This window comes from Chelativorans sp. M5D2P16 (assembly GCF_034427935.1).
In the GTDB taxonomy this organism is placed as follows: Bacteria; Pseudomonadota; Alphaproteobacteria; order Rhizobiales; family Rhizobiaceae; genus Chelativorans.
Map to the genome: position 1 here is coordinate 142,143 of NZ_JAXQNM010000002.1, position 25,567 is coordinate 167,709.

General features: G+C 65.0%; 23 protein-coding genes. 16 read left to right on the top strand and 7 right to left on the bottom strand.

Annotated features, from left to right (window positions below):
• Nucleotides 1-14: 14 nt before the first annotated feature.
• From puuE to SIN08_RS00680, 4 genes are read left to right on the top strand one after another with little or no spacing between them, the layout of a single operon-like run.
• Nucleotides 15-1,469: an allantoinase PuuE gene (gene puuE, locus SIN08_RS00665; RefSeq protein WP_322449532.1), complete on the top strand. Its 1,455-nt coding sequence runs from the start codon at nt 15-17 to the stop codon at nt 1,467-1,469.
• Nucleotides 1,466-2,308 carry a bifunctional allantoicase/(S)-ureidoglycine aminohydrolase gene (locus SIN08_RS00670; protein WP_322449533.1) on the top strand — a complete coding sequence of 281 codons (843 nt, stop codon included), beginning with the start codon at nt 1,466-1,468 and terminating at the stop codon, nt 2,306-2,308. Before puuE ends, SIN08_RS00670 begins: the two co-directional genes overlap by 4 nt.
• Complete coding sequence (locus SIN08_RS00675; protein ID WP_322449534.1) at nt 2,305-2,805, top strand: ureidoglycolate lyase; 501 nt, start codon at nt 2,305-2,307, stop codon at nt 2,803-2,805. The genes SIN08_RS00670 and SIN08_RS00675 overlap by 4 nt, the downstream gene beginning before the upstream one ends.
• Nucleotides 2,802-3,398, top strand: a complete 597-nt coding sequence (locus SIN08_RS00680) for a nucleoside deaminase (RefSeq protein WP_322449535.1) — start codon at nt 2,802-2,804, stop codon at nt 3,396-3,398. The genes SIN08_RS00675 and SIN08_RS00680 overlap by 4 nt, the downstream gene beginning before the upstream one ends.
• A gap of 21 nt (nt 3,399-3,419) precedes the next feature.
• Here SIN08_RS00680 and SIN08_RS00685 read toward each other — a convergent pair whose 3' ends face one another.
• The 4 genes from SIN08_RS00685 to xylB all read right to left on the bottom strand — a co-directional run bounded on the left by SIN08_RS00685 (nt 3,420) and on the right by xylB (nt 6,998).
• Nucleotides 3,420-3,749, bottom strand: a complete 330-nt coding sequence (locus SIN08_RS00685) for a hypothetical protein (RefSeq protein ID WP_322449536.1) — start codon at nt 3,747-3,749, stop codon at nt 3,420-3,422.
• Complete coding sequence (locus SIN08_RS00690) at nt 3,746-3,970, bottom strand: hypothetical protein (RefSeq protein ID WP_322449537.1); 225 nt, start codon at nt 3,968-3,970, stop codon at nt 3,746-3,748. The genes SIN08_RS00685 and SIN08_RS00690 overlap by 4 nt, the downstream gene beginning before the upstream one ends.
• A 266-nt stretch (nt 3,971-4,236) precedes the next feature.
• Nucleotides 4,237-5,547 (bottom strand): xylose isomerase, encoded by a 1,311-nt coding sequence (gene xylA, locus SIN08_RS00695; RefSeq protein ID WP_322449538.1) that lies wholly within the window; start codon nt 5,545-5,547, stop codon nt 4,237-4,239.
• Nucleotides 5,544-6,998 carry a xylulokinase gene (gene xylB / locus SIN08_RS00700; protein ID WP_322449539.1) on the bottom strand — a complete coding sequence of 485 codons (1,455 nt, stop codon included), beginning with the start codon at nt 6,996-6,998 and terminating at the stop codon, nt 5,544-5,546. Before xylB ends, xylA begins: the two co-directional genes overlap by 4 nt.
• A gap of 217 nt (nt 6,999-7,215) precedes the next feature.
• On the opposite strand from xylB, the gene SIN08_RS00705 reads away from it, so the two are divergent.
• Both SIN08_RS00705 and SIN08_RS00710 read left to right on the top strand, forming a co-directional pair.
• Nucleotides 7,216-8,193 (top strand): 2-hydroxyacid dehydrogenase, encoded by a 978-nt coding sequence (locus tag SIN08_RS00705; protein WP_322449540.1) that lies wholly within the window; start codon nt 7,216-7,218, stop codon nt 8,191-8,193.
• A gap of 58 nt (nt 8,194-8,251) precedes the next feature.
• Entirely contained in the window at nt 8,252-8,680 is a 429-nt protein-coding gene (locus SIN08_RS00710) for an AprI/Inh family metalloprotease inhibitor (RefSeq protein ID WP_322449541.1), read from the top strand.
• On the opposite strand, the gene SIN08_RS00715 is transcribed toward SIN08_RS00710, so the two are convergent.
• Nucleotides 8,667-9,440, bottom strand: coding sequence for a gamma-glutamyl-gamma-aminobutyrate hydrolase family protein (locus SIN08_RS00715; RefSeq protein WP_322449542.1), 774 nt, complete (start codon nt 9,438-9,440; stop codon nt 8,667-8,669). The two genes, SIN08_RS00710 and SIN08_RS00715, sit on opposite strands and share 14 nt — an antisense overlap.
• 220 nt (nt 9,441-9,660) lie before the next feature.
• On the opposite strand from SIN08_RS00715, the gene SIN08_RS00720 reads away from it, so the two are divergent.
• Nucleotides 9,661-10,749, top strand: coding sequence for a TRAP transporter substrate-binding protein (locus tag SIN08_RS00720; protein ID WP_322449543.1), 1,089 nt, complete (start codon nt 9,661-9,663; stop codon nt 10,747-10,749).
• A gap of 55 nt (nt 10,750-10,804) precedes the next feature.
• Here the strand turns inward: SIN08_RS00720 and SIN08_RS00725 are convergent, their stop codons facing one another.
• Both SIN08_RS00725 and SIN08_RS00730 read right to left on the bottom strand, forming a co-directional pair.
• Nucleotides 10,805-12,196 (bottom strand): TRAP transporter large permease subunit, encoded by a 1,392-nt coding sequence (locus tag SIN08_RS00725; RefSeq protein ID WP_322449544.1) that lies wholly within the window; start codon nt 12,194-12,196, stop codon nt 10,805-10,807.
• On the bottom strand, nt 12,196-12,768 hold the full coding sequence (locus SIN08_RS00730) for a TRAP transporter small permease subunit (RefSeq protein WP_322449545.1): 573 nt from the start codon (nt 12,766-12,768) through the stop codon (nt 12,196-12,198). Before SIN08_RS00730 ends, SIN08_RS00725 begins: the two co-directional genes overlap by 1 nt.
• 541 nt (nt 12,769-13,309) lie before the next feature.
• Between SIN08_RS00730 and SIN08_RS00735 the strand changes: the two genes are divergently transcribed.
• The 9 genes from SIN08_RS00735 to SIN08_RS00775 all read left to right on the top strand — a co-directional run bounded on the left by SIN08_RS00735 (nt 13,310) and on the right by SIN08_RS00775 (nt 25,566).
• Nucleotides 13,310-16,783, top strand: a complete 3,474-nt coding sequence (locus SIN08_RS00735; RefSeq protein WP_322449546.1) for an indolepyruvate ferredoxin oxidoreductase family protein — start codon at nt 13,310-13,312, stop codon at nt 16,781-16,783.
• A 91-nt stretch (nt 16,784-16,874) separates the two neighbouring features.
• Nucleotides 16,875-19,181 carry a putative bifunctional diguanylate cyclase/phosphodiesterase gene (locus SIN08_RS00740; RefSeq protein ID WP_322449548.1) on the top strand — a complete coding sequence of 769 codons (2,307 nt, stop codon included), beginning with the start codon at nt 16,875-16,877 and terminating at the stop codon, nt 19,179-19,181.
• Nucleotides 19,182-19,431: 250 nt separating this feature from the next.
• Nucleotides 19,432-20,112: an N-acyl amino acid synthase FeeM domain-containing protein gene (locus SIN08_RS00745; protein WP_322449549.1), complete on the top strand. Its 681-nt coding sequence runs from the start codon at nt 19,432-19,434 to the stop codon at nt 20,110-20,112.
• 179 nt (nt 20,113-20,291) lie between these two features.
• Nucleotides 20,292-20,435, top strand: a complete 144-nt coding sequence (locus SIN08_RS00750) for a DUF3096 domain-containing protein (protein ID WP_416207991.1) — start codon at nt 20,292-20,294, stop codon at nt 20,433-20,435.
• Nucleotides 20,436-20,504: 69 nt separating this feature from the next.
• Nucleotides 20,505-21,815, top strand: a complete 1,311-nt coding sequence (locus tag SIN08_RS00755) for an ABC transporter substrate-binding protein (RefSeq protein WP_322449550.1) — start codon at nt 20,505-20,507, stop codon at nt 21,813-21,815.
• A 184-nt stretch (nt 21,816-21,999) separates the two neighbouring features.
• Nucleotides 22,000-22,227: an aa3-type cytochrome c oxidase subunit IV gene (locus tag SIN08_RS00760; protein WP_322449551.1), complete on the top strand. Its 228-nt coding sequence runs from the start codon at nt 22,000-22,002 to the stop codon at nt 22,225-22,227.
• Nucleotides 22,228-22,293: 66 nt separating this feature from the next.
• Entirely contained in the window at nt 22,294-23,751 is a 1,458-nt protein-coding gene (locus SIN08_RS00765) for a Re/Si-specific NAD(P)(+) transhydrogenase subunit alpha (protein ID WP_322449552.1), read from the top strand.
• Complete coding sequence (locus SIN08_RS00770) at nt 23,751-24,167, top strand: NAD(P) transhydrogenase subunit alpha (RefSeq protein ID WP_322449553.1); 417 nt, start codon at nt 23,751-23,753, stop codon at nt 24,165-24,167. The genes SIN08_RS00765 and SIN08_RS00770 overlap by 1 nt, the downstream gene beginning before the upstream one ends.
• 1 nt (nt 24,168) lies before the next feature.
• Nucleotides 24,169-25,566 (top strand): NAD(P)(+) transhydrogenase (Re/Si-specific) subunit beta, encoded by a 1,398-nt coding sequence (locus tag SIN08_RS00775; RefSeq protein ID WP_322449554.1) that lies wholly within the window; start codon nt 24,169-24,171, stop codon nt 25,564-25,566.
• Nucleotide 25,567 lies beyond the last annotated feature (1 nt).

Here is a 25,567-nt window from a genome sequence, read left to right on the forward strand (position 1 = left end):
GAGGAACCTGATAGATGGAGGGATACGCGAAAGTGACGCGCTACTGTCGGAACATGCGTGGCTATGGGCCCAATCCCCCCGACCCGCAGTGGCCGGGCGGCGCCCGCGTGGCGGTGCAGTTCGTCGTCAACTACGAAGAGGGCGGCGAAAACTGCATTCTCCACGGAGACGAGGCCTCCGAGGCTTTCCTCTCGGAGATCGTCGGGGCCGCGGCCTGGCCCGCCATGCGCCACTGGAACATGGAATCAATCTACGAGTACGGTGCGCGGGCCGGTTTCTGGCGGCTTCACCGCCTGTTCACGCAGGCGCAAGTGCCGGTGACGGTCTTCGGTGTGGCAAGCGCGCTGGCGCGCGCGCCGGAGCAGGTTGCGGCCATGCAGGAGGCCGGCTGGGAGATCGCCAGCCACGGGCTCAAATGGATCGACTATCGCGCGCATGCGCAGGAGGACGAGCGGCGCGACCTCGATGAGGCGGTGCGCCTGCACACGGAAGTGGTCGGCGAGGCACCGACGGGGCTCTATCTCGGGCGTACATCGGTCAACTCGGTGAAACTCGCGATCGAGCAGGGTGGCTTCGCGTGGCTTTCCGATACCTATGACGACGACCTGCCCTACTGGCTCGATCATGACGGGCAGGGCAATCCGATGCGCCCGCAGCTCGTCATTCCCTATACGCTGGATGCCAACGACATGCGCTTCGCCACAGCGCAGGGCTTCAATTCCGGCGATCAGTTCTTCGCCTATCTGAAGGATGCCTTCGACACGCTCTATGAAGAAGGAAGGGCAGGCCGGCCGGCGATGATGAGCGTCGGGCTGCACTGCCGGCTCGTCGGCAGGCCGGGCCGGGTGGCGGCCCTCAAGCGCTTCGTCGACTACGTGAAAGGCCACGAGAAGGTCTGGCTGCCGAGGCGCATCGACATTGCCCGGCACTGGATGGAGCATCACCCTTACCGGGCTCCCGATCTTGTGCCAAGCCGCATGGACGAGGCGGCGTTCGTGGAGCGCTTCGGCGGCATTTTCGAGCATTCACCCTGGATCGCCGAGCGGGCGCTCCGCCTCGAACTGGGGCCGGCGCACGACAGCGCCGCCGGCCTGCACAATGCGCTTTCGCGCGCCTTCCGCTCGGCGAGCGGGGAGGAGCGGCTGGACGTTCTGAAGGCGCATCCGGATCTTGCCGGCAAGCTCGAGGGGGCGAGACGGCTGACGCCGGAATCCACCCGTGAGCAGGCCTCGGCCGGCCTCGACGCGCTGACGGACGAGGAGCGCGCGCGCTTCACCGATCTAAACACGCGCTATGTGCAGAAGTTCGGCTTTCCCTTCATCATCGCCGTCAAGGACCATACGAAGGACGGCATTCTGAAGGCCTTCGAGACCCGGATCGAAAACAGCCGCGAGGAAGAATTCGCCACGGCCTGCGCCGAGGTCGAGCGGATCGCTTATCTGCGGCTCAAGGACATGCTGCCATCATGAGCGGATACTACTACGCGCCCACCGGCGGCCACCCGCCGCAGACGGACCTACTCACCGGCCGGGCGGTCTTCACCGAGGCCTACGCCGTCATCCCCAGGGGCGTCATGCGGGACATCGTGACGAGTTGCCTGCCTTTCTGGGAGAAGACGCGGCTCTGGATCCTCGCCCGCCCGCTTTCCGGATTTGCCGAGACCTTCTCCCAATACATCATGGAGGTGCAGCCGGGCGGCGGCAGCGAAAGGCCGGAGTCCGAGCCCCAAGCCGAGGCCGTTCTGTTCGTGCTGGAGGGCGAATTGACCGTCCGTCTCGACGGACAGGTGCACCGGATGGAACCAGGCGGCTACGCTTTCCTGCCGCCCGGAAGCGGCTGGACCGTTCGCAATGAAGGCACGGCGCCCGTGCGTTTTCACTGGATCCGCAAGGCCTATGAGGCGGTCGACGGTGTGCCCTTGCCGCAGGCCTTCTTCACCAACGAACGGGACATCGCCCCCACACCCATGCCGGATACCGAAGGCAAGTGGGCGACAACCCGGTTCGTCGATCCCGAGGACATGCGGCACGACATGCATGTGACGATCGTTACCTTCCAGCCGGGGGCGGCGATTCCCTTTGCCGAGACCCATGTCATGGAGCACGGGCTCTATGTGCTGGAAGGCAAGGCGGTCTACCGGCTCAACAAGGACTGGGTGGAGGTGGAGGCCGGCGACTTCATGTGGCTCAGGGCCTTCTGCCCGCAGGCCTGCTATGCCGGCGGGCCGGGGAAGTTCCGCTACTTGCTCTACAAGGACGTGAACCGCCATGCGGCCCTCAAACCGCTCGGGCGGGGCGGGACGCGATGACGACGGTCACAGCGACACCGCTGACGCGCGAAGCTTTCGCTCCCTTCGGTGACGTGATCGAGACCGCGGGGGCGGAGAGCTTTCTGATCAACGGCGGCAAGTGCCGCCGTTTCCATGATCTCGCCCGGGTCGAGGCGGCGGGCGCGGATGCGCGGGTGCTGATCAACATCTTCCGGGCCGAGCCCTATCCCATGCCGCTCCGGCTCGAGATGGTGGAGCGGCATCCCCTGGGCAGCCAGGCTTTCATCCCGCTTGCGCCGCGGCCTTATCTTGTGGTCGTCTGCCCGGACGAGGCGGGCAGGCCCGGCGCGCCGCAGGCTTTCGTGGCGCATCCCGGCCAGGGCGTGAACTACGCGCGCGGGATCTGGCACGCCGTGTTGACGCCGATCGGCGAGGCCCAGGATTTTCTGGTCGTCGACCGAGGCGGCGAGGGACGGAACCTGGAAGAGCATTTCTTCGACAATCCTTTCGAAATCCATCTGCCGGATATGCCATGAAGCACGACGCAACCTTCATCGACCGCCTGCTGGACGTGATCGAGCAGCATATCGTGCCGCGGACCCGTACCGGCGTGCGGGCCGGCAACAAGCTGTTCGGTGCCGCGATCCTGAAGAAAGCCGATCTCTCGCTGGTGGTGGCGGCGACCAACAACGAACAGGAAAACCCCCTCTGGCACGGCGAGGTGCACACGCTGAAGCGCTTCTACGAACTGCCTCGGGACGACAGGCCGGCCACCGGGGACTGTGTCTTCCTCTCGACCCATGAGCCCTGCTCGCTCTGCCTTTCCGCCATCACCTGGGCGGGTTTCGACAATTTCTACTACCTCTTCAGCCACGAGGACTCGCGCGATTCCTTCGCCATTCCGCATGATCTCAACATTCTGAAGGAAGTCTTCCGCCTCGATCCGGGCGGTTACAGGGCCGAAAATGCCTACTGGACGAGCCATTCCATCCGCAAGCTCGTCGGCGCGCTACCGGCGGAGGACAGGGGCAGGCTCGAGGCGCGTCTCACGCGGCTGTCGGAAATCTATGCAGGCCTGTCGGAGGCGTATCAGCAAGACAAAGCGGAAAACGATATTCCGCTGAGTTGAGCGATCGGTCCGGCCGCGTCGTCAGAGCTGCACCCGGCCGAACTCACCCGTTTTCCGCGCAAGGCGGTGGTCGGCGCTAAGGCGGCCCAGTCCGTTGCGGACGGGCAGGCGCTTGCGGTCTGCCCGCGCGCTTTCCGGCGGGCAGATAAGGCCGTCGTCGACGAGGAATTCGATCTGCCCCCGGGGGAGACTATCATCGACCGGACGGATGTGGGCGCCGATGTCGTGGCGTTCTCCATGGCGGCCGGGCCGGCCCGGCTCTCCGTGCCGACACGGCGGGACCCTGTCATACCGCGCCTGAACGAAATCGAGGATCTTGCACCGTTGCGGATTCGGGGAGGGGCCTTTCATGCCGCGCTCCTGGAGACCTTCGAATCTGTGTCCCCTTCGAGGGCCTCGCGCATTCTGCGTGCAAGCCGGGCTTGCAGACGTTCGTGCAGGACCTTTTCCCAGGAATCGTCCGCACCCGCCGGACGGGGCATTGCCAGCAGGGTGTCAATGATCGACGCCGTATCGTCGTCCTTTGCCAAAAGGGCGTCGATCTCAGCTTCCAGATTCTTCTCGACCGTCATCGTACGCCTCCGACTCATGACGTGAATCCTTGCCGTTCAATCCTGACTGGATGAAGGCGTCGCGATGAAGATTTGACGACACCTTATAGACAAATAGCGCCTTGCCCAGACAAGCGAAAACCCCTCGCTCGCGGGGACTTCGAAGATCGCGCGCAAGCGGGTGGAGCCGGCCGGAAACGCAGCAGGTGGCGTGGGGTTCCCAAAAAGCGTCCGGACGGCCATCGCTTTCGCGCGGCCGCCCGGACGCGGTGCAGGGCTGGTCTTAACTAGACGTAGCGGTTGACGATGTTCTCGAGCTTCTCCTGCCGGCCGGAGCGTGGCTCGGGATTGACGCTCTCGCGCGCAACGCGATCGGCGATCTCCTCGAGCGAGCGTTCGCCCCTGAGCATCGCCTGGGCCTCCGCATCCTGCCAACCGGCATAACGCTCCTCGAGCGGTGCGGAGAGCGCCTTGTCCTCGATCATCTTCGCGGCGGCCTTGAGGCCGCGGGCGCAGACATCCATGCCGCCGATATGGGCGGCGATCAGGTCTTCCGGATCGATCGACTGGCGGCGCAGCTTGGCGTCGAAATTGGTGCCACCCGTGGTGAAGCCGCCGGCCTTGAGCACGTAGTAGTAGGCGAGAGCGGCTTCGGGCACGTTGTTGGGAAACTGATCGGTGTCCCAGCCGGACTGGTAGTCGTTGCGGTTCATGTCGATCGAGCCGAAGATCCCGAGCGCGGCGGCGAGCGCCAGCTCGTGCTCGAAGGCGTGGCCGGCGAGGATCGCGTGGCCCTGCTCGATGTTCACCTTGACCTCGTTCTCCAACCCGTGGCGCTTCAGGAAACCGTAGACGGTAGCCACATCGTAGTCGTACTGATGTTTTGTAGGCTCCTGCGGCTTGGGTTCGACGAGGATTGTGCCCTCGAAGCCAATCTTGTGCTTGTAGTCGACAACCATGTTCAGGAAGCGGCCGAGCTGGTCCAGCTCCCGTCCCATATCGGTGTTGAGCAGGGTCTCGTAGCCCTCGCGACCGCCCCACAGCACGTAGTTCTGCCCGCCCAGCCGCTTTGTCACGTCCATGCAGGCCTTCACCGTGGCGGCCGCATAGGCGAAGACGTCCGGATCCGGATTGGTCGCCGCGCCGGCCATGTAGCGGCGGTTGGAGAAGAGATTGGCCGTTCCCCAGAGCAGCTTCGGGCCGCCGCTTTCCATCTTGGCGGCGAAATAGTCGGCGATCTCGTTCAGCCGCGCCACGCTTTCGGCATAGGTGTCGCCCTCAGGGCGTACATCATGATCGTGGAAGGTGAAGAAGGGCGTGCCCAGGATCTCGAACATCTCGAAGGCGACGTCGGCCTTCAGGCGCGCCTTGTCCATCGTGTCGCCGAACCACGGCCGCTCGAAGGTCTGCCCGCCAAAGGGATCGTTGCCCGGCCAGACGAAATTGTGCCAGTAGCAGACGGCGAAGCGCAGGTGGTCCTCCATGCGCTTTCCCAGCACCTCCTCGTCCGGATTGTAGTGGCGGAAGGCGAGCGGATTGTCCGAATCCGGTCCCTCATAGGTGGCCGGCTTGATGTCGCCGAAAAATCCAGTGCTCATGTCGAGGCTCCTCGTATTGCGGGATAAAGCGCGCAGTAGCGGCGGTAGGCGTCTTCATAGGCGGCGGACAAACCCGTTTCCGGCTCGATGGTGACCGAGATCTCGGGCGGCGTGCAGACAGTGCGCGGGTCCGCCCTCTCGGCGGCGATCAGGCCCAGGCGAGCGGCGCCGAAAGCGGCGCCGAAATCGCCGTCCGCGGGCAGGTCGACCGGTAGGCCGAGCGCGGTGGCGATCGCCTTCAGCCAGTAGGATGAACGCGAGCCGCCGCCGATTGCGATCACGCGCGGAAGCTCCGTACCGGCCTGTTTCAACGCTTCGAGATTGTCGCGGAAAGCAAAAGCCACGCCCTCCAGCACCGCCTGTGTGAGGGCCGGCCGGTCGCTCTGGTGGGCAAGGCCCACGAAGCTGCCGCGGATCGCGGCGTCGTTGTGCGGTGTGCGCTCGCCCGAGAGATAGGGCAGGAAGGTGACGCCCGTCGGCGCCTTCAGCGTGTCGCCGAGCGCGGCCGTCAGTTCTCCGGGTTTGCTGCCGGTGATGCCGGCCAGCCAATTGAGCGAATCGGTCGCCGAGAGGATCACCCCCATCTGATGCCAGGTGTCCGGCAGGGCGTGGCAGAAGGTGTGCACGGCACTTTCCGGATTGGGCAGGTAGGCACCGTTGGCGGCGAAGAGCACGCCGGACGTGCCGAGCGAGGCGAAGGCCGTCCCCGGGCGGACGGTGCCCGCGCCGCAGGCCGAGGCCGCGTTGTCTCCGGCACCGCCGGCGACGGTCACATCCTCACCCATACCCCAGCGCCCGGCCAGCTCCGCGCGCAGGGTGCCGGAGCGCTCGGTACCTTCGACGAGGCCGGGCATATGGCTTTCGTCGAGATCGGTGGCGGCCAGAAGCGCCGCCGACCAGCGGCGCTGCCGTACATCCAGCCAGGCGGTGCCGGCGGCGTCGGACATTTCCGAGACGTGCTCGCCCGTCAGCCACAGCCGCAGATAATCCTTGGGCAGGAGCACCTTCTTCGTCGCGGCGAAAATCTCCGGCTCGTTGCGCTTCACCCAGACGAGCTTCGGCGCCGTGAAGCCGGGAAACACGATGTTGCCCGTGATGTCGCGGAAGCGCGCATCGGCATCGAGCGCGGCCGCCTCCGCATGGCTACGCGTGTCGTTCCACAGGATTGAGGGCCTGAGCGGCTTGTCGGAGGCGTCGAGCAGCGTCGCGCCGTGCATCTGGCCCGAAAGGCCGATGCCCCTGACCGCCGCCAGCGCCTCTGCGTGGCTCTTTTTCAAAGCTGCAAGCGCGGCTTCCGTCGCCTCGATCCAGTCCGCCGGATCCTGCTCGGACCAGCCCGCGTGGGGCCTGGAGACGTCCAGCGGGGCATTGGCGGAGGCGACAATTTCCTGCGCCTGGTCGATCAGAAGCGCCTTCACACCCGACGTGCCGAGGTCGAGGCCAAGATACATGATTTCCTCCCGCTGCGGAGAACCCCCAGGGTGGCCCGGGAGCCCATCACCTATTTTTTTCGAGTCTCGAAACAAATATGCACAACAGTCACAATGACGCAATCCGCTCGTTCGGGTAAATAGCTTGGAATGGTCTCGGCGCTGTCAGGCGGGCGTTTTCTTCACATCGTGCCCGCATGCGCCTACCGTATCGGCGGTGAGTCGCAGGAGGTAACCGATGAGTTCGACGCAGACGCAGGCAACGGTGCTCATTCCGGGCAAGTTGCACCCGCACGCCGTCAGCCGTATCGAGGAGCGGTTTCGGGTGGTCAGGATCGAGCGGGGCGATGCCGCGCTGCTCGACGAGGAGGCCCGTCGCGCCGTCAGGGGCATTGCTTCCGCGACCGTCATCGACGCCGCGTTGATCGACGCTCTGCCCAATCTGGAGATCATCGCCAATTTCGGGGTCGGCTATGACGTGGTGGACGCCGCACATGCGGGCGCCAGAGGCGTGATGGTGACCAACACTCCGGACGTATTGACGGAAGAGGTGGCGGATACGGCTATCGGCCTGCTCATCAACGCGGTGCGCGAGCTGCCGCGGGCGGAGGCCTATCTGCGCGCGGGGCGCTGGTCCCAGGAGGGGCCCTATCCGCTCACCCGCGGATCCCTGCGGGGGCGCAGCGTCGGCATCTTCGGCATGGGACGAATCGGCCGCGCCATCGCCCGCCGGATCGAGGCGTTCGGCCTGCCGGTCAGCTATCACAATCGGCGCCAGGTCGAGGATATCGATTACCGATATCATCCCACGCTTCTTTCTCTCGCAGAGGCTGTCGACACGCTGATCTCCGTGGCGCCGGGCGGCACGGCAACCGAAAAGGCGGTGAACGCCGATGTGCTTGCAGCACTCGGTCCCGAGGGCGTCTTCGTCAATATCGGGCGCGGCAGCACTGTCGACGAGGAGGCGCTCGCCGACGCGCTCCGCTCCGGCACGATTCTCGCCGCCGGGCTCGATGTCTTCGTCGACGAGCCGAACGTGCCGGAGGCGCTCATGGCCTGTGAGAACGCTTGCCTGCTGCCGCATGTCGGCTCGGCCTCGGTCCATACACGGCAGGGCATGGCCGACCTGACGGTCGACAACCTGATTGCCTGGTTCACCGAGGGGAAGGCCCTGACGCCCGTGCCGGAAACGGCACATGTGGGACAGAAGCGCTAGCGCGTGCTGCCATACAATCGCCAAGCAAGTTTGCGTTAACCATGTTCGGCGAAAATGCATGTCGCGTATCGAACGAAGGGGCAAAGACGTGAAGCTTGCAGTTTCCGGAGTCGCGGCCGCAGGATTGCTGGCGCTTCCCTTTGTCTTCGGTGACGCGGAGAGCGGCAGCGGGCGTGTCTCAAAAACGCCGGACCGGCAGGAAACCCTGTCGAGCTACCGGCTTACCGTTCCGGGCGGGGACGACACTTGCACGGTCGCCAAGGGCGAGATGCTGGGTGGAAGCCGCGCCGAACTGGAGATGGCGGGCAATTGCACCACCTTGCTGCCGCGTCTCGAAGAGGCGCGGTACTGGAAGGAGGGGGCCAATGGCGACGTGATCTTCGCCGATGCCGATGGCCGCGTCATCGCCGAATTCTATGCCGCCGACGGCGTGGCCTACGAATCGGTCAAGCCGGCCGCGCCGCCGATGGCGCTTACCGCGCAATAGCCTCCCGATCCGTCCGTGCTTGGGCATGGGCCCGCACCGCGTCGCCGAAAGCGGCGAAGATTCGCTGCGAGGCGTCGTCGCTTGCCGCCCAGTACTCGGGATGCCACTGCACCCCCACCGCGAACGCCTTGGCGCCCTTCACGGAAACGGCCTCGACCGTCCCGTCTGGCGCCACCGCTTCTACCGTCAGGTTCGCGCCCAGCCGATCGATGCCCTGGCGGTGGACCGAATTGACCCGAACTTCGCCCACCCCGAAAACGCCGGCCAGGCACGTCTCCGGCTCGATGCGCACGGGATGGCTGATCGCGAATCGCTCGTCCTGGGAATCGCTTTCCGGCGCACGGTGGTCGAGCACGCCCTCGCGTTCCTGGATCTCGCCGGCGACGGTGCCGCCCAGAGCCACGTTCAGTTCCTGAATGCCGCGGCAGATCGCCAGCAACGGCACACCCTTCTCGACTGTCTTGCGGATCAGCGGCAGGGTGGTCGCGTCGCGCCGCTCGTCATAGGGACCGTTCTTCTCGTCGGCCTTTCCGCCATAGTGTGCAGGATGCACGTTCGACTTCGCACCGGTCAGCATGACGCCGTCGACCGAGGACAGCAGTGCATCGAAGTCGAGCCGCTCGCCGAAGGAGGGCACGAGAACAGGGAAGACCCCAGCAGCCGAGAGCGCGGCTTCGAGATACTGGTCCGGGGTGGCGTGCCAGTCGTAGTTTTCAAACGCCTTCACGTCGGTGGAAACGGCGACAAGGGGCTGCTTCATTTTCGTTTTTCCTCGGTGCTGCGCAGCACACATCTAATCGCGCCGGCCCGGCTTTCCAACCGGATTCGATCGGCGGAAATCCGGCGTTGGAGCGCCGGTCGGGAAACTGGACTTGCCTGCCCGTGCGTGTATTGATACGCGCCCGGCATCGGGGGAGATGGCGATCGCCAGTGCGCTCCGGTGCCCGTCACATCTGATCTCAGCATTCGGGAGGTTTTTCATGGATCGTCGTTCGTTCATCAAGAAGGCCGGATTGGCAGGCGCGGCGGCAAGCACACTCGCCGCTCCGGCCATCGCCCAGGAGAATCAGACCTGGCGCATGGTCACCACCTGGCCGAAGAACTTCCCGGGACTGGGTGTCGGCGCGCAGCGCCTGGCCGACCGCATCACCGCCGCCTCCGGCGGGCGGCTGACGATCCAGGTCTATGCGGCGGGCGAACTGGTACCGCCGCTGCAGTCGCTGGATGCCGTGATCGACGGCTCGGCTGAGATGTCCCACAGCGCCGCCTATTACTGGCAGAACAAGAGCGCCGGGCTCTCCTTCTTCACCGGCGTGCCATACGGCATGACCTCGCGCGAGCTGACGGCCTGGGTGCGCTACATGGGCGGCCAGGAGATCTGGGACGAGATCTACGACCAGTTCGGCGTGCAGGGCTTCCTGTCCGGTGATACCGGCACGCAGGCGGGCGGCTGGTTCCGCAACGAACTTACGGGCGTCGATTCGATCCAGGGCCTGCGCTTTCGTACCCCCGGTCTCGGCGGCCAGGTGTGGGAGAAGCTGGGCGCGTCCGTGACCAACATGGCTGCCGGCGAGATTTTCCAGGCGCTGCAGTCGGGCACGCTCGACGCGGCGGAGTTCGTCGGCCCCTACAACGACCTGGCGCTCGGCTTTTATCAGGTCGCCAAGAACTACTATTTTCCGAGCTTCGTCGAGCCGGGGCTGGCGACCGAGCTGGTGGTCAGCAAGTCCAAGTACCAGGAGCTGCCTTCCGACCTGCAGGCCATTATTCGCGACTGTGCGCAGGCCGAATACGACAACGTCGCCGCCGACTTCGCCGCCAACGACCCGCGGGCGCTGCAAACGCTGATCGACGAGCACGGCGTCAATGTCCTGTCGTTCCCCGACGAAATTCTCCAAGCCGGCGCCAATGCCGCCAAGGAGATCATCCAGGGGCTGCTGGAGTCCGAGGATGCGCTGACGAAGAAGACCGCTGAGAGCTTTGTCGCGTCGCTCAACATCGTGCGCCAGAAGACGGAGGGGACCGACTCGCCCTTCATCCAGGCGCGCGAGAAATACTTCCAGATCTGACCGCGCGGGATTTCCGACACGCAGGGCCCGGGGTTCCCGGGCCCTTTTTCATGCCTCATTGGTAGATCGCATCCGGCAGCCAGGTGGCGATGGCCGGCACGAGGAACATGATCGCGATGGCGACCACCTGCAGGGCGACGAAGGGGATCGCACCCCGGTAGATCGTCGTCGTCGAGACACTGCCCGGGGCGACGCCGCGCAGATAGAACAGCGAGAAGCCGAAAGGTGGCGTCAGGAAGCTCGTCTGCAGGTTGACGCCGACCAGCACGCCCAGCCACACCGGATCGACATCGAGGGCCAGCAGGATCGGCGCGGTGATCGGGATGACGATGAAGATGATCTCGAACGTGTCGAGAATAAAGCCGAGCACGAACATGATCAGCATCACGACGGCCACCGCCATCAGCGTGCCGCCCGGCAGGCCGGTCAGGAACTCGTGCACCAGGTTGTCGCCGCCCATCAGCCGAAACACGATGGAAAAGACCGCCGCGCCGAACAGGATGATGAACACCATGCAGGTGATGCTGGCCGTGGCGGTCACCGATTCCTGAAGAACCTTGAAGGACAGGCGCCAGCGCAGGGCCGCCAGAACGAGTGCGCCGACGGCGCCCACGGAGGATGCCTCGGTCGGCGTGGCGATGCCGCCGAGGATCGAGCCCAGGACGGCGACGATCAGGAGGAGCGGCGGAATGAGCGTCGTGACGACCTCGCCGAGGAGCTTTTTCCGGTCGCCGTCCTCGACGGGGGTGGCAGGGCAGGAGGCCGGCTGGAAGACGGCCTTGAAGATCATCCACGCGAGATAGAGCCCCACCAGCAGCAGTCCCGGAAGCAGAGCGCCCGCAAAGAGGTCGCCGACGGAAACGGGCGCGGGCGCGAAATTGCCCTTTTCCATCTGCACCTGGGCGTTGATGCCCGACAGCATGTCACCCATGAAGATGAGCACCGTGGAAGGCGGCACGATCTGCCCCAGCGTGCCGGACGCGCAGATGACGCCGCTGGCCAGCTTCGGGTCGTAATTGGCGCGCAGCATGGCCGGCAGCGATATCAGCCCCATGGTCACCACGGTCGCGCCGACGACCCCGGTGGAGGCGGCAAGCAGCGCGCCCACGACGATGACGGAGATGCCCAGCCCGCCGCGCAGATTGCCGAACAGCCTGCTCATGGTCAGCAGCAGTTGCTCGGCGATCTTCGAGCGCTCGAGCACCACGCCCATGAAGATGAAAAGGGGCACGGCGACCAGCACCTCGTTGGTCATGTAACCCAGATAGCGATTGGCTAGGCTGCCGAAATTGGAGGGGTCGAAGACGCCGAACCACATGCCGACGAGGCCGAACATCAGCGACACGCCTGCAAGGGTGAACGCGACCGGAAATCCGAGCAGGAGGAAGCCGATGATGCCGAAGAACATGAGCCCCGACAGGAGCTCGCCGAGAAGGACCGGATCCATCAGACTGCCGTCTCCTGTCGCTTCTGTTCTTCACTCTCGTAGCGCAGATTTTCCGGCAGCAGTTCCTCGTTGCCGGTAAGAACGAGGATCGACCGCAGCGCCATCGCTATGCCCTGCAGACCCACCAGCACGGCGAAACCGAGGATAAAGGTCTTCAGGATGAAGAGGCCGGGCATTCCGCCGACATTCGCGGACCCCTCATAGATGCGCCAGGAGCGCGCGACGAAGGGCCACGCATAGACGAAGACGACCGTGCAGAACGGCAGCAGGAAGAAAATGACGCCGATGAGATCGATGATCGCCTTCCGCCGCACGCCGGCCGGACGATAGAAGACATCGACGCGCACATGGTTGTTGCGCAGCAGCGCAAAACCCGCCACAGCGGTGAACATGGCGCCGTTCAGCCAGATATAGAGATCACGCATCCAAAGGATGCTGGTTGCGAAGACGTAACGCTGCACCACAACGGTGAAGCAGACGAGCACGATGGCCAGGGAGAGCCAGGAAAAGACATGGCCGATCACCGCGTTTAATCCGCTTATCGCGCGGATGACAAAAGCGATCGCACGCACCGAATCACCCTTCCCGGGCGGCAGTCCGCCGTCGCCCGGCCCTTCTTCCAGACATGTCCTGCTCCGACATTTCCCCGTTTTTCTTGTTGATGACCCCGCCTTGCGCGGGTGTCACGACGTGCCGCTCTCTCGGCTTGGCGCGGGTATTTAGCAGCTTTGTGCTGCGGGCAAAAGTGATGGCGTGCGAAATGCGGTCGTTTTCGCTGAAGGGGTCGAAGGCCTGCTGCAGCCGGTGTTGCGGCCGGAATGGAGAGCTTTGCACAGCCAGATTCGTTCGCTATGCGTGGGTTGCGCAAAAGAAACGGTCGCTACCGGCTGGCGAAATTCCTTCGTCTTGCTCTTTTCGTGCGGCGTCCAATTTGATTTGATTTAATGGCGTTCCAGGACAAGACTGAACCGGAATCTCGGACGGCGCGCCGGATTGTCGCGACGGGTTCGGGCAAGGAAGTCGTCGCAATGATCCGGGGCGCTGACGGAAGCGCACGCGGTGGAAAAGCGGCCCGCTGCCCGTCGCGACCGCGCTCCGTCGAGGAGGACACAGATGACGCTTCACCAGGTCTCGCTCGGCGACAAGTACGATCTCGCCAAAGAGCGGATCTTCGTCTCCGGCGCCCAAGCGATCGTGCGCATGCTCCTGATGCAGCGCGAGCGCGACCGTAGAGACGGACTGGACACGGGCGGTTTCATCTCGGGCTATCGCGGCTCCCCGCTGGGCGGCCTCGACCTGCAGTTGTGGAAGGCGCGCGAGCAGCTTTCGCAAACGAACATCATCTTCCAGCCGGGGCTCAACGAGGAACTGGCGGCGACGGCGTGCTGGGGCGCTCAGGAGACGGAACTTCTGGGCGAGGGCCGACATGACGGCGTCTTCGCGCTCTGGTACGGGAAGGGGCCGGGCGTGGACCGTACCAGCGACGTGTTCCGCCATGCCAATCTCGCGGGTTCCTCCAGGCATGGCGGGGTGCTGGCCCTGATGGGCGACGATCACACCGCCGAATCCTCCACCGTCGCGCACGCCAGCGAATTCGCCTTCGTCGACACGATGGTGCCGATCCTCAACCCGGCAGGTGTACAGGAACTCATCGACTACGGGCTCTACGGTTATGCACTTTCGCGTTTCGCCGGCACCTGGACGGCGATCAAGTGCGTCAAGGACAACATCGAATCGACGGCTTCGGTAGACGTGGCGCTGGACCGGCTGAAAATCATTCTGCCGGAGATCGATATGCCGCCGGGTGGCCTGAACATCCGCATGGAGGTCAATCAGCTCGGCCAGGAGGAACGGCTGCACGACTACAAGCGCGCGGCCGCCGCGGCCTTCGTGCGCGAGAACGGGCTCAACCGCATCGTCTTTTCCGGCGGGCGCAAGCCGAAGATCGGCATCATCACCGTCGGCACGAGCTATCTCGACGTGCGCCAGGCGCTGGCCGACCTCGGTATCGACGAGGCGCGGGCGGCGGCTTTAGGGCTGCGGCTTTTCAAGGTTGCCTGTCCATGGCCGCTCGACCTCGAGCACATCAAGGATTTCGCGCGCGGCCTGGAAATGGTGATCGTCGTCGAGGAGAAGCGCTCGCTTATCGAGGTGCAGGTGCGCGAGGACCTCTACGGCACGTCCATGCAGCCGACCGTGATCGGCAAGAAGGACGAGCGCGGCCGGCGGCTTTTCCAGGCAATGGGCGCCCTCGATCCCAACGAGATCGCCATTACCATCGGCGAGCGCATCCTGAAGGTGATCGGCCCCTCGGAGGAGATCGCCGCGCGCGTGGCGCGGCTGCGCCAGTTCCAGGCGATGCTGGCGGACACGCACGATGTCGCGGTGCGCAGGCCGCATTTCTGTTCCGGCTGTCCGCACAACACCTCGACGCGTCTGCCCGAGGGCTCGATTGCCGGCGGCGGTATCGGCTGCCATTTCATGGCGTTGTGGATGGATCGCGGCACGGTCGGCTTCACCGCCATGGGTGGGGAGGGGGCGCAGTGGATCGGCCAGGCGCCATTCTCCAAGCGCGAGCACTTCTTCCAGAACCTCGGCGATGGCACGTACAACCATTCGGGCTCGCTGGCGATCCGCTTCGCGCTCGCCGCCGGCGTCAATATGACGTACAAGATCCTCTACAACGACGCCGTGGCCATGACCGGCGGCCAGCCGCACGAGGGCGGGCTGACCATGGAGATGATCGCCGATCAGGTGCGGGCCGAGGGCGTCAAGCGCATCGCCGTGGTCAGCGACGAGCCGGAAAAGTACAAAGGCGTCGTGCGCTTTCCGCCCGGCACCACGGTCAACCACCGCGACGATCTCGACCAGGTGCAGCGGGACCTGCGCGAGGTGAAGGGCGTTTCCGTTCTCATCTACGACCAGACCTGTGCTGCCGAGAAGCGCCGCCGGCGCAAGCGCGGCACCTACCCGGACCCGGACAAGCGCGTGATCATCAACGAGCTGGTCTGCGAGGGGTGCGGCGACTGCGGCGTGAAGTCGAATTGCGTGTCCGTGCAGCCGGTCGAGACGGAGTTCGGCCGCAAGCGCCGGATCGACCAGTCGAGCTGCAACAAGGATTTCTCCTGCGTGAACGGGTTCTGCCCGTCCTTCGTGACCGTGCACGGGGCAAAGCCGAAGAAGATGAACGGCGCGGCGGGGGACGCCGATCCGCTTCTGGGTCTGCCGGAGCCGCGGCTTTTCCCGCTCGAGGCGGGCTGGGCCGGCATCGTGGACGGCATCGGCGGAACCGGGGTGGTGACGATCGGCGCCGTTCTGGGAATGGCCGCCCACCTCGAAGGCAAGGGCGCCGGCATCATCGACATGGCGGGGCTGGCCCAGAAGGGCGGTGCGGTCTATTCGCATCTGCGCATCGCCCGCACGCCCGCCGACATCAGCACGATCCACGTCCCCGCCGGCAAGGCCGACCTGGTTCTGGGCTGCGATCTCGTCGTTTCCGGTGCGCGCAAGGTCTTGGCCACCGTGCGCGAGGGCCATACGCTGTTCATCGCCAACACGGCGGAAATCATGCCCGGCGACTTCGCTCGCTCGGCCGATTTCTTGCTGCCGATCGAGCGGCTGAAGAAGGCGGTGCGCAAGGCGGCGGGCGAGGAGCAGGCGCATTTCTTCGATGCCACCCATGCGGCCACCGTCCTGTTCGGCAACGCCATCGGGGCCAACATGTTCATGCTCGGCATGGCCTACCAGCTCGGCGGCCTGCCGGTCTCGGCGGAGGCCGTCGAAAAGGCCATCGAGTTGAACGGCCAGGCCGTCTCCATGAACGTCGCCGCCTTCCGCTGGGGACGACGTGCCGCCCACGACCCACGGCATGTCTGCGAGATCATCGAACGCTCCGCACCGACCGCAGGGCATGCGCCCGCCCGTGACCTCGACGAAATCATCCGCCGCCGCGTGGAATTCCTCACCGCCTATCAGGATGCGGCCTATGCCGCGCGCTACCAGGACCGCATCGAACGCATGCGCCGGGTGGAGAAGGAGACCGCCGGAGGCTCCACCGCCGTCACGGAAGCGGCGGCGCGCAACCTTTTCAAGCTGATGGCCGTCAAGGACGAATACGAGGTGGCGCGGCTTTACACCGACGGCTCCTTCCAGCGCCAACTTGCTGCCGAATTCCAGGGCTACGATCGCCTGGAGTTCCATCTCGCGCCGCCGGTGTTCGCGCGACGCGATGCGGAGGGGCACTTGAAAAAGGCAAGCTACGGCCCGTGGATGCTCAAGGCGTTCGCTCTGCTGGCGCGCCTGAAAGGTCTGCGCGGCACCTTCATCGACCCCTTCGGCTATACGGCGGAACGGCGCATGGAGCGTGCGCTTCTGTCGCAATACGAGGCCGATCTCGATCTGATCGAGGAGCGGCTGGCGCCCGACCGCCTGGAAGCGGCGGTGGCGCTCGCGTCGGTGCCTTCGCTCATTCGCGGCTTCGGCCATGTGAAGGAAGCCAGCATAAAGAGGTCCGAGGAGGAGCGCGCGCGCCTTCTCGACCGATTGAAAAGGACCGATCCCGATCCGGTTCTGCAGGCCGCGGAATGACCGCTGCCGAGGCAAAGAACTCAATCTTATCAGCCATAAAGCTTTCTTAATCCGGCTGTGCGATTGCTGGCACGGTCAACGGGTGTGCACTGTGAAAACGAGCAAGTCGGACATCTCTGAAGCCGTCTACGTGGGCTACATCCGATCCCTGTTCCAGGATGTCGGTGTGCTGCCCCTCGGCGCGGCGTGCTTTGCGCTGGTGTCGCTGCTGCTCTACCACAAGACGGGCGCACTGGTTTACCTGATCTTCGCCGGGCTGCTCCTGTTCGCCGGGACCTTCCGCTACTACCTGATCAACCGTATCGATCCTCAACAGATATCGGATTACGAGTCCGCGCTCCATTGGGAGCGGCGCTACGTGCTGTGGGGAACCCTGCACGGTCTCGTCGTGGGAAGCTTCGGCCTGGTCGCCATGGTCTGGGGCGATAATTCCTTCAGCGAGCTCGCCGCGTTGTCCCTTGTTCTGGGCGGCACCATCACCGTGGCGGGCCGCAATTACGGGTCGCGCAAGATGGTGACGATCCTCACGCTCGCGCTGGTGGCACCGCTGGCGCTGGGCCTGATGCTGAAGGGTGATATCTATCATTTTGCGCTGGGGCTCTTCATCGTTCCCTTCATTTTCATCATCATGAAGATGGCTGACCTGGTACGCACGGTCCTGTTCACCGCGATCAGCGAGGAAAAGCGCTCGGCAAGCCTCGCCAGGCGCTTCAACCGGGCCTTGAACACCATGCCCCACGGCCTGCTCATGTTCAGCCCCGAGGGCCGGATCGTCGTGGCGAACGCGCAGGTCGTGGAATTGATGAGCTTCCGTTCCACCAAACAGATGCTGGGCCGTTCGCTGAAGGCGCTGTTGTCGCGCGGCGTGGCGGCGGGCCTGATGGAGCGCAAGGATGTGCAGTTCGCCGAACAGCAACTCACCCGCGCCATGCGGGAGGGGCGCGACAGGAAGGTGCTGCTGCGGCTGACCGATGGCCGCCATCTCGAGTTCTCGGCACGCGAAGGCCGCGACGAACTCGGCGTGCTCACCTTCGAGGAGGTGACGAGCCGCGTCGAGGCGGAGGAGCGGGTCCGCTACATGGCGCGGTACGACAGTCTGACCGGCCTGCCGAACCGGGCCTATTTCAACGAGATCGTCACCGAATTCATGGAAAGCAGCGATCCCGCTCGCCTTTGCGGGCTGGCGGTTCTCGACCTCGACGATTTCAAGAGCATCAACGACACGCTCGGCCATCCCGTCGGCGACGGTCTCATCTACGCGGTCGCCGACCGGCTTTCCTCCTTCGCCGGCGACGACGTCAAGGTGAGCCGTTTCGGCGGCGACGAGTTCATGATCTTCTTCAACCGGCTGGAGGGCGAGGACGATCTCGTCCTGCGTCTGGATGCGATCTTCGAGAAACTTCGCGGCGACGTCGATGTGGCAGGCCACCAACTGCGGGTTCAGCTCAGTGCGGGCGCGGTCCTGGTCAGGGCGGACAGTGACGATGTCGGGGCGATGATCGTCAAGGCCGATCTGGCGCTCTACACCGCGAAGGAGCAGGGCAAGAACAGCTGGCGCCTCTTCGAAACGCAGATGGATGCGGCATTCCGCAGCCGGCAGACGCTCAAGGCGGACTTGAGAAGCGCCATCGAGGCTCAGAGCCTGCGCGTCGTCTTTCAGCCGATCATCGACGTCCGAACCATGCAGATTTCGGGTTGTGAGGCATTGTGCCGCTGGGACCATCCGGAACTGGGGCCGATCTCGCCGGCCGAATTCATACCGCTTGCCGAGGAGATGGGGATCGTCTCCGAAATCAGCACCATGGTCCTGAACGTCGCCTGCCGTGAATGTGTGCGTTGGCCCGAACACCTGCGTGTCTCGGTCAATCTGTCGGCTCGGGATTTCCATTGCAGCTCGGTGGTCGACAAGGTCCAGCAGATCCTGTCAAAGTCGGGCCTCGCGGCGGATCGCCTGGAGTTGGAAGTGACCGAAACCGCGCTGCTCGATGACAAGGCTACCACGCGGGTCTACCTGGAAGAGCTCAAGAAACTGGGGGTGACGATCGCTCTCGACGATTTCGGCACGGGCTATTCCAGCCTGAGCTATCTGCACACATTGCCGCTCGACAAGATCAAGATCGACGGCAGCTTCCTGGTCGACGTGACACGCAGCGAGCGCTCGCTGCGCCTTTTGACCGGGGTGGTGGATCTGTCGCGCAATCTGGGCCTCAGCGTCACCGTCGAAGGCGTGGAGACGTTCAGCCAGTTGAAGATCTTGACGAAGAAGGTGCACCCGGACCTGGTGCAGGGCTTTCTGTTCGGTTCTGCGCTGACGGCCTCTGGCATCGAGACGATGTCCGACAAGAGCTGGACCTTCGGCGGCAATACGCGAACCGCTCTCAACCCCGCATCGGCCTGAGTGCACGCACCCGATTGCTCCCGGAAGCGACCGCAGTTTGCCACAATTTGGCGTTAAGGTTAACGACCGGTTAACAATCTGATCGGGAATTTCAGCTTTACACGATAGGTTGATCGATTACCTTCGGGGGCACTGGTGGGGACCAGATCATAGTGGGACGACAATGAGCTCTATGCTTTCTTCCGCGGGGAAGGAGAAAGGCGTTGGGCGGTCTCTCGACACGCGCTCCTCTGTCTTTCTGCGCAACGTCATGGACCTCCTTGAGCGCACGGAGTACCGGCGCTGCGAGACCGGGGAAGATCTGGAGACGATCTTTCGTCTCCGCTACCGTTCTTACCGGTTGCACGGATTCGTCGCCGAATCGGCGCAAGGGCTGACGCGCGACGAGATGGACGATGCGCCCAACGCATATAATTTCGGTGTCTTCATAGACAGCCAGTTGGTCGCCACCGTGCGTCTGCACCAGATCGACCGGGACTCTCCTTTCGGCCCGGTGATGAAGGCCTTCGGCGACGTGATGAAACCGCGAATCATGCGCGGTGCGACCTGCATAAACGCCAGCATGTTCGCCGCCGATCCCGATTTGACGTCGGAGTTCCGGGCGCTGCCCTACGTGGCCATGCGCCTGGTGGTGGTCGCCTACGCCCACTACAGTTCCACCTACTGCGCGGGCCTCATCCGACAGGAGCATACCGCTTTCTACAGGCGTGTCTTCGGAGCGCATCAGTCGGGTCCGCCGCGCGCCTATCCGCCCATCAGCATTCCCCTGATGCTGTACGAGGCCGAATGCGCCAAGCAGTTCGGCCGTACGGTCGCGCGCTTCCCCTTCTTCCGCTCCACGAAATCCGAGCAGCGGCTGCTTTTCGACAAGGACGGCGACGTTCCTGCACTTACGGTTCTTCCGACGGCGAAATATTCCGCCGCCGCCTGATTCCCGCCCTCGATGGGGCCGAAATGCAACGCCATCGGTGCCTTGTGCATTGAACGCAACGGCAAGTCGCCATACACCTGAATTGTCACGCATAGGTTTGGGACACCGCTGCGATGCGTGGCCGGGTTAACGGGATCGCCACCGGCGGAGCCGGCCAGGGCAGAGGAGAGGACAACATGATGTACGACTTCGCGCTTGCGCCGCTGATCGCGCTCATCGCCGGCATTCTCATCCTGATCATGCCGAGGCTTTTGAACTATATCGTCGCGTTCTATCTCATCATCGTCGGCATTATCGGGCTCTTTCCGGGCCTCGCCGGATAAGTCCTCTGCTCATGGGGTGCCGGCGCGGTCGGCAGCGACAGAAGTCCGGGGCAGAAGGAGGGGATGGAAATGAGACGAGCGATCCGGGCTCTGCTGCTCGCCGTCACCACCGCGGCCGGCCTTTTGCCGGCGGCGGGTGGCGCCCAGGAGAGGATCGTGATCGCCAATCTCGCCTCGCGCACCGGCCCGTTCGCCGCGAGCGCCGCTCCGATCATGAACGGCCAGCGCGACTACATAACGCTTCTCAACGAGCGCGACGGCGGGCTCAATGGGATCACACTCCACTACACCGAATGCGGGATCGATGGCCGCCAGGCGGCCGCGGCGTGTTACGAGAAGGCACGCGCGGATGCGCTGGTCGTGCTGCCCGGTTCCATGGGTGCGATGCTGGAGATGCTGCCGAAGGCGAACGAGGACGAAATTCCCCTCCTGTCTCCGGGGGACGGTCCGTCGGCGATCGCTGAAGGACGGATCTTCCGATGGGCGTTCAACCCGCCCGCCTCGCATTGGGACGGCGTATCGATGATCTTGCGCCATGTGTCCGACGGGGAGCCGAACGCCCTTCACGGCAAGACGGTCGCCGCCCTGCATCTCGACAGCAGCTTCGGCCGGGAGCCGCTGGCGCTGTTGAAGCATCTTTCCGAACAGCACGGCTTCAGGCTGCTCTCCGTTCCCGTGAGCCTGACGGAGATGCAGAACCAATCGGCGCAGTGGCAGCGCATCGACCGCGCACAGCCGGATTTCGTGCTTTTATGGGGACGGGGACCGATGAATGCCGGCGCGATCGCCGGGGCCCTGGAGACCGGCTATCCGATGGACCGGATCATCGGCATCTGGTCTTCCGTCGACGCGGCGGCATTGCAGCGTTTCGGCGATGCCGCCGCCGGCTATCGCGCCGTCACCTGGAACCGCCCCGATGCCGGCGCACCGCTGTTGCGCGACATCCGCAACCACGTGGTGGCGCCGGGCAAGTCGCTGGCCGATGCGGCGGGAGGCGAACCGGAAAGCGTCTTCTACCAGCGCGGCCTGATCATGTCGGCGCTCGCGGTGGAAGCGATCCTCGCCGCCCAGGAGCATTTCGAAGAGCGCCTGCCTGGCCCGGAACAGGTCCGCTGGGGCCTGGAGAACATCGCCATGGATGCTGGGCGCCTCGAGGCGCTGGGCCTTACCGGCATGGTTGCGCCCTTCGAGACGCGCTGTGCCGATCACACGGGGCATGGCGGCGGCTGGATGCTGCGCTGGAACGGCAATGCCTTCGTCGTGGCTTCGGACCTGCTCGAGGCCGACCGGAGTGTGCTCGCGCCGCTGGAGCGACAGAGCGCCGAGCCCTTTGCGAAGACCGGTGTAACCCAGCCCGAGGGCGATGCGTGCCGGCCTTGAAGCGGTCCCGGGGTTCGTCTGCCGATGGTTCGGATTGCCCCCGGCGTGTTTGAAAGCTTGTGATTTCCGGCGGAATTGACGGCGGATCGGGCACGGGAACGTGCGGATGCGTCGATGCGCCCATTGCTCTTGGCGGCCGTTTTCGCTATTCCCTCCGCCAGTCTACTTCCCGAGGGGCTATGCGATGGCAGACAAACAGCCGGAAGGTCCGGCCGAGACGGGTGCGGAAATGGATTACGTGGAGCACGAGCGCACCTACAACCTCTTTCTGACGATCAGCAAGTACACCTGTCTGATCGTTGCCGCGACGCTGATCGCCATGGCGTTCGGCTTCTTCACCGCGGCAGGTTTCATCTCAAGCACCATCCTCTTCATCCTCATCTGCGCGCTCGGCGTCTGGATTCTGCGTTAGGCGTGGACATGGGGCCCGCCGTGGCGGGCCTTCGTGTGGGGGATGTCCAACGACAAGGAACAGACGGTGGGACAGACGATATTTGTTGGTCGAGAGCGGGCTGCTGGCGAGGGACGTGTTTCGGCTTCGCCGGACACGGTGAAGCGGCTTGTCGGTCTTGGCTTTTCGGTTGTGGTCGAGAAGGGTGCGGGGGTTGCCTCGCGCATTTCCGATGCCGAGTACGAGAAGGCCGGGGCGAAGGTTGGCGCGGCTTCCGATGCCGGCAAGGCCGACGTGGTCTTGAAGGTGCGGCGGCCGGAGGCGGCCGAGGTCAAGGGCTATAAAAAAGGCGCGGTGGTGATCGCCGCCATGGACCCTTACGGCCACGAGGGCGAGGTTGCGGCGCTGGCGAAGGCCGGGCTGACGGCGTTCGCCATGGAGTTCATGCCGCGCATCACGCGGGCGCAGTCGATGGACGTCTTGTCCTCGCAGGCGAACCTTGCCGGCTACCGGGCGGTGATCGATGCGGCGGCGGAATATGACCGGGCGCTGCCGATGATGATGACGGCGGCGGGCACGGTGCCGGCGGCGAAGGTGTTCGTGATGGGCGCCGGCGTGGCCGGCCTGCAGGCGATCGCCACGGCGCGGCGTCTGGGCGCGGTGGTCTCGGCGACCGACGTGCGGGCGGCGGCGGGCGAGCAGGTCGCCTCGCTCGGGGCCAAGTTCGTCATGACCGAGGCCTTGAAGGACGCCTCCGGCGAGGGCGGCTATGCGCGCGAATTGACGGACGAGGAGAAAAAGGCTCAAGGAGAGCTCGTTTCCGGGCACATCGCCAAGCAGGACATCGTGATCACCACGGCGCTGATCCCCGGCCGGCCGGCGCCGAAGCTGGTATCGGCCGAGATGGTCAAGTCCATGCGGGCTGGCTCGGTGATCGTCGATCTGGCGGTCGAGCGCGGCGGCAATGTGGAGGGCGCCAAGCCCGGCGAGGTGGTGACGACGGCGGGCGGGGTGAAGATCCTCGGCCATCTGAACGTGCCGGGCCGGGTGGCGGCCTCGGCCTCGCTTCTTTATGCGCGCAACCTCTATGCCTTCCTGGAGACGCTGGTCGACAAGGAGAAGGGGGCGCTTGCCATCGACTTCGACGACGAGCTGGTCAAGGCGACGCTTCTGACCCATGCGGGCAAGGTGGTGCATCCGAACCTTGCCGAGGCGGCCCCGGCGGCCGGCGGGGCGAAGGGCGGCGCGGCGAAGAAGCCGGCGGGCGCCCAGAGAAGCGCATCCAAGAGAGGCGCAGCCAGGACCGGCACGGCCAGGAGCACGGGCGCCAAGACCGGCACGGCCAAGACCACTACGGCCAAGTCGGGTGCCGCCAAGACGGGGGCATCCGGATCTGGCGCGGCCAAGTCGGACGCCACCAAGTCGGACGCGGCCAAGTCGGACGCGGCCAAGTCGGACGCCGCCAAGCCGAAGCAGACCGCGGCCGGCGCCGCCGCACCCGCCGGGACGGCCGGCAGCACGAACACAACGGGGGGAGAGAACTGATGGAACCCACCGCAGTCGAACGGGCGCTCGAGCAGCTCGAGCGCGCCACGGCGGGCGTGCGCGCCGCCGTCGAGAACTTCGAGGCGGCCGATGCCGCCGGCGCCCTGGCGCACGGCGCCACCGGCGGGGCGGTCGACCCCTTTGTCTTCCGCTTCGCCATCTTCGTTCTGGCGATCTTCGTCGGCTACTACGTGGTGTGGTCGGTCACGCCGGCCCTGCACACGCCTTTGATGAGCGTCACCAACGCCATCTCCTCGGTGATCGTCGTCGGCGCGCTGCTGGCCGTCGGCATCTCGGCCTCGGGGCTGGCGACCGGCTTCGGCTTCGTTGCCCTGGTGCTCGCCTCGGTCAACATCTTCGGCGGCTTCCTGGTGACCAGCCGCATGCTTTCCATGTACAAGAAGAAGGACAAGTGACGTGAACGCCGAGCTTGCTTCCTTCCTCTATCTCGTTTCCGGCATCCTGTTCATCCTGGCGCTCAGGGGCCTGTCGCACCCGACGACCAGCCGGCAGGGCAATTATTTCGGCATGGCGGGCATGGGGATCGCCATCCTGACGACGCTCGCCATCGCCACGCCGTCTGCCGGCGGGCTGGGGCTGATCGTCCTCGGGCTGGCCGCCGGCGGCGGCGCCGGCGCGGTGATCGCCCGGCGCATCCAGATGACCAAGATGCCGCAGCTCGTCGCCGCCTTCCACTCGCTCGTCGGCCTTGCCGCCGTCATGGTGGCGGCGGCCGCGCTCTATTCCCCGGAAAGCTTCGGCATCGGCACGCTGGGCGCCATCCACGCCCAGGCGCTGGTCGAGATGTCGCTCGGCGTGGCGATCGGCGCCATCACCTTCACCGGCTCCATCATCGCCTTTCTGAAGCTCGACGGGCGCATGTCGGGCAAGCCGATCCTCCTGCCGGCCCGCCATGTGGTCAATGCCGGGCTCGGCCTCGCGCTGATCGTGCTGATCGCCCTGCTGGTGACGACCCAGAGCACGACGGTGTTCTGGCTGATCGTCCTGCTGTCGCTGGCCTTGGGTGTCCTGATGATCATCCCGATCGGCGGCGCCGACATGCCGGTGGTGGTCTCGATGCTCAACTCCTATTCGGGCTGGGCGGCGGCCGGCATCGGCTTCACGCTCGGCAATCTGGCGCTGATCATCACCGGGGCGCTGGTCGGCTCGTCGGGCGCGATCCTGTCCTACATCATGTGCAAGGGCATGAACCGCTCCTTCATCTCCGTCATCCTCGGCGGCTTCGGCGGCGAGACTTCCGCCGCGGCGGACGACGGCATCGAGCGCACGGTCAAGCAGGGCTCGGCGGACGATGCGGCCTATCTGATGCAGAATGCCCAGAAGGTGATCATCGTGCCGGGCTACGGCATGGCGGTGGCCCAGGCCCAGCATGCGCTGAGAGAAATGGCCGACAAGCTGAAGGCGGCGGGCGTCGAGGTGAAATACGCCATCCATCCGGTCGCCGGCCGCATGCCCGGGCACATGAACGTGCTTCTGGCCGAGGCCCAGGTTCCTTACGACGAGGTGTTCGAGCTCGAAGACATCAACGCCGAGTTCACCCAGGCCGACATCGCCTACGTGATCGGCGCCAACGACGTCACCAACCCGGCCGCCCGCGACGACAAGGCCTCGCCCATCTACGGCATGCCGATCCTCGACGTCGACAAGGCCCGCACCTGCCTGTTCGTCAAGCGCTCCCTCGGCTCCGGCTACGCCGGCATCGACAACACCCTGTTCTACAAGGACGGAACCATGATGCTGCTCGGCGACGCAAAGAAAATGACCGAGGACATCGTCAAGGCACTCGAACAGTAGG

What these genes read in the sequence shown, in the direction of transcription:
- SIN08_RS00705 (WP_322449540.1), top strand. Translation starts at nt 7,216, where the DNA reads ATGAGTTCGACGCAGACGCAGGCAACGGTGCTCATTCCGGGCAAGTTG.
- SIN08_RS00755 (WP_322449550.1), top strand. Translation starts at nt 20,505, where the DNA reads ATGAGACGAGCGATCCGGGCTCTGCTGCTCGCCGTCACCACCGCGGCC.
- SIN08_RS00770 (WP_322449553.1), top strand. Translation starts at nt 23,751, where the DNA reads ATGGAACCCACCGCAGTCGAACGGGCGCTCGAGCAGCTCGAGCGCGCC.
- SIN08_RS00710 (WP_322449541.1), top strand. Translation starts at nt 8,252, where the DNA reads ATGTCGCGTATCGAACGAAGGGGCAAAGACGTGAAGCTTGCAGTTTCC.
- SIN08_RS00685 (WP_322449536.1), bottom strand. Translation starts at nt 3,749, where the DNA reads ATGAAAGGCCCCTCCCCGAATCCGCAACGGTGCAAGATCCTCGATTTC.
- SIN08_RS00690 (WP_322449537.1), bottom strand. Translation starts at nt 3,970, where the DNA reads ATGACGGTCGAGAAGAATCTGGAAGCTGAGATCGACGCCCTTTTGGCA.
- SIN08_RS00760 (WP_322449551.1), top strand. Translation starts at nt 22,000, where the DNA reads ATGGCAGACAAACAGCCGGAAGGTCCGGCCGAGACGGGTGCGGAAATG.
- puuE (WP_322449532.1), top strand. Translation starts at nt 15, where the DNA reads ATGGAGGGATACGCGAAAGTGACGCGCTACTGTCGGAACATGCGTGGC.
- xylB (WP_322449539.1), bottom strand. Translation starts at nt 6,998, where the DNA reads ATGTATCTTGGCCTCGACCTCGGCACGTCGGGTGTGAAGGCGCTTCTG.
- SIN08_RS00720 (WP_322449543.1), top strand. Translation starts at nt 9,661, where the DNA reads ATGGATCGTCGTTCGTTCATCAAGAAGGCCGGATTGGCAGGCGCGGCG.
- SIN08_RS00745 (WP_322449549.1), top strand. Translation starts at nt 19,432, where the DNA reads ATGGACCTCCTTGAGCGCACGGAGTACCGGCGCTGCGAGACCGGGGAA.
- xylA (WP_322449538.1), bottom strand. Translation starts at nt 5,547, where the DNA reads ATGAGCACTGGATTTTTCGGCGACATCAAGCCGGCCACCTATGAGGGA.
- SIN08_RS00725 (WP_322449544.1), bottom strand. Translation starts at nt 12,196, where the DNA reads ATGGATCCGGTCCTTCTCGGCGAGCTCCTGTCGGGGCTCATGTTCTTC.
- SIN08_RS00750 (WP_416207991.1), top strand. Translation starts at nt 20,292, where the DNA reads ATGTACGACTTCGCGCTTGCGCCGCTGATCGCGCTCATCGCCGGCATT.
- SIN08_RS00680 (WP_322449535.1), top strand. Translation starts at nt 2,802, where the DNA reads ATGAAGCACGACGCAACCTTCATCGACCGCCTGCTGGACGTGATCGAG.
- SIN08_RS00675 (WP_322449534.1), top strand. Translation starts at nt 2,305, where the DNA reads ATGACGACGGTCACAGCGACACCGCTGACGCGCGAAGCTTTCGCTCCC.
- SIN08_RS00670 (WP_322449533.1), top strand. Translation starts at nt 1,466, where the DNA reads ATGAGCGGATACTACTACGCGCCCACCGGCGGCCACCCGCCGCAGACG.
- SIN08_RS00735 (WP_322449546.1), top strand. Translation starts at nt 13,310, where the DNA reads ATGACGCTTCACCAGGTCTCGCTCGGCGACAAGTACGATCTCGCCAAA.
- SIN08_RS00715 (WP_322449542.1), bottom strand. Translation starts at nt 9,440, where the DNA reads ATGAAGCAGCCCCTTGTCGCCGTTTCCACCGACGTGAAGGCGTTTGAA.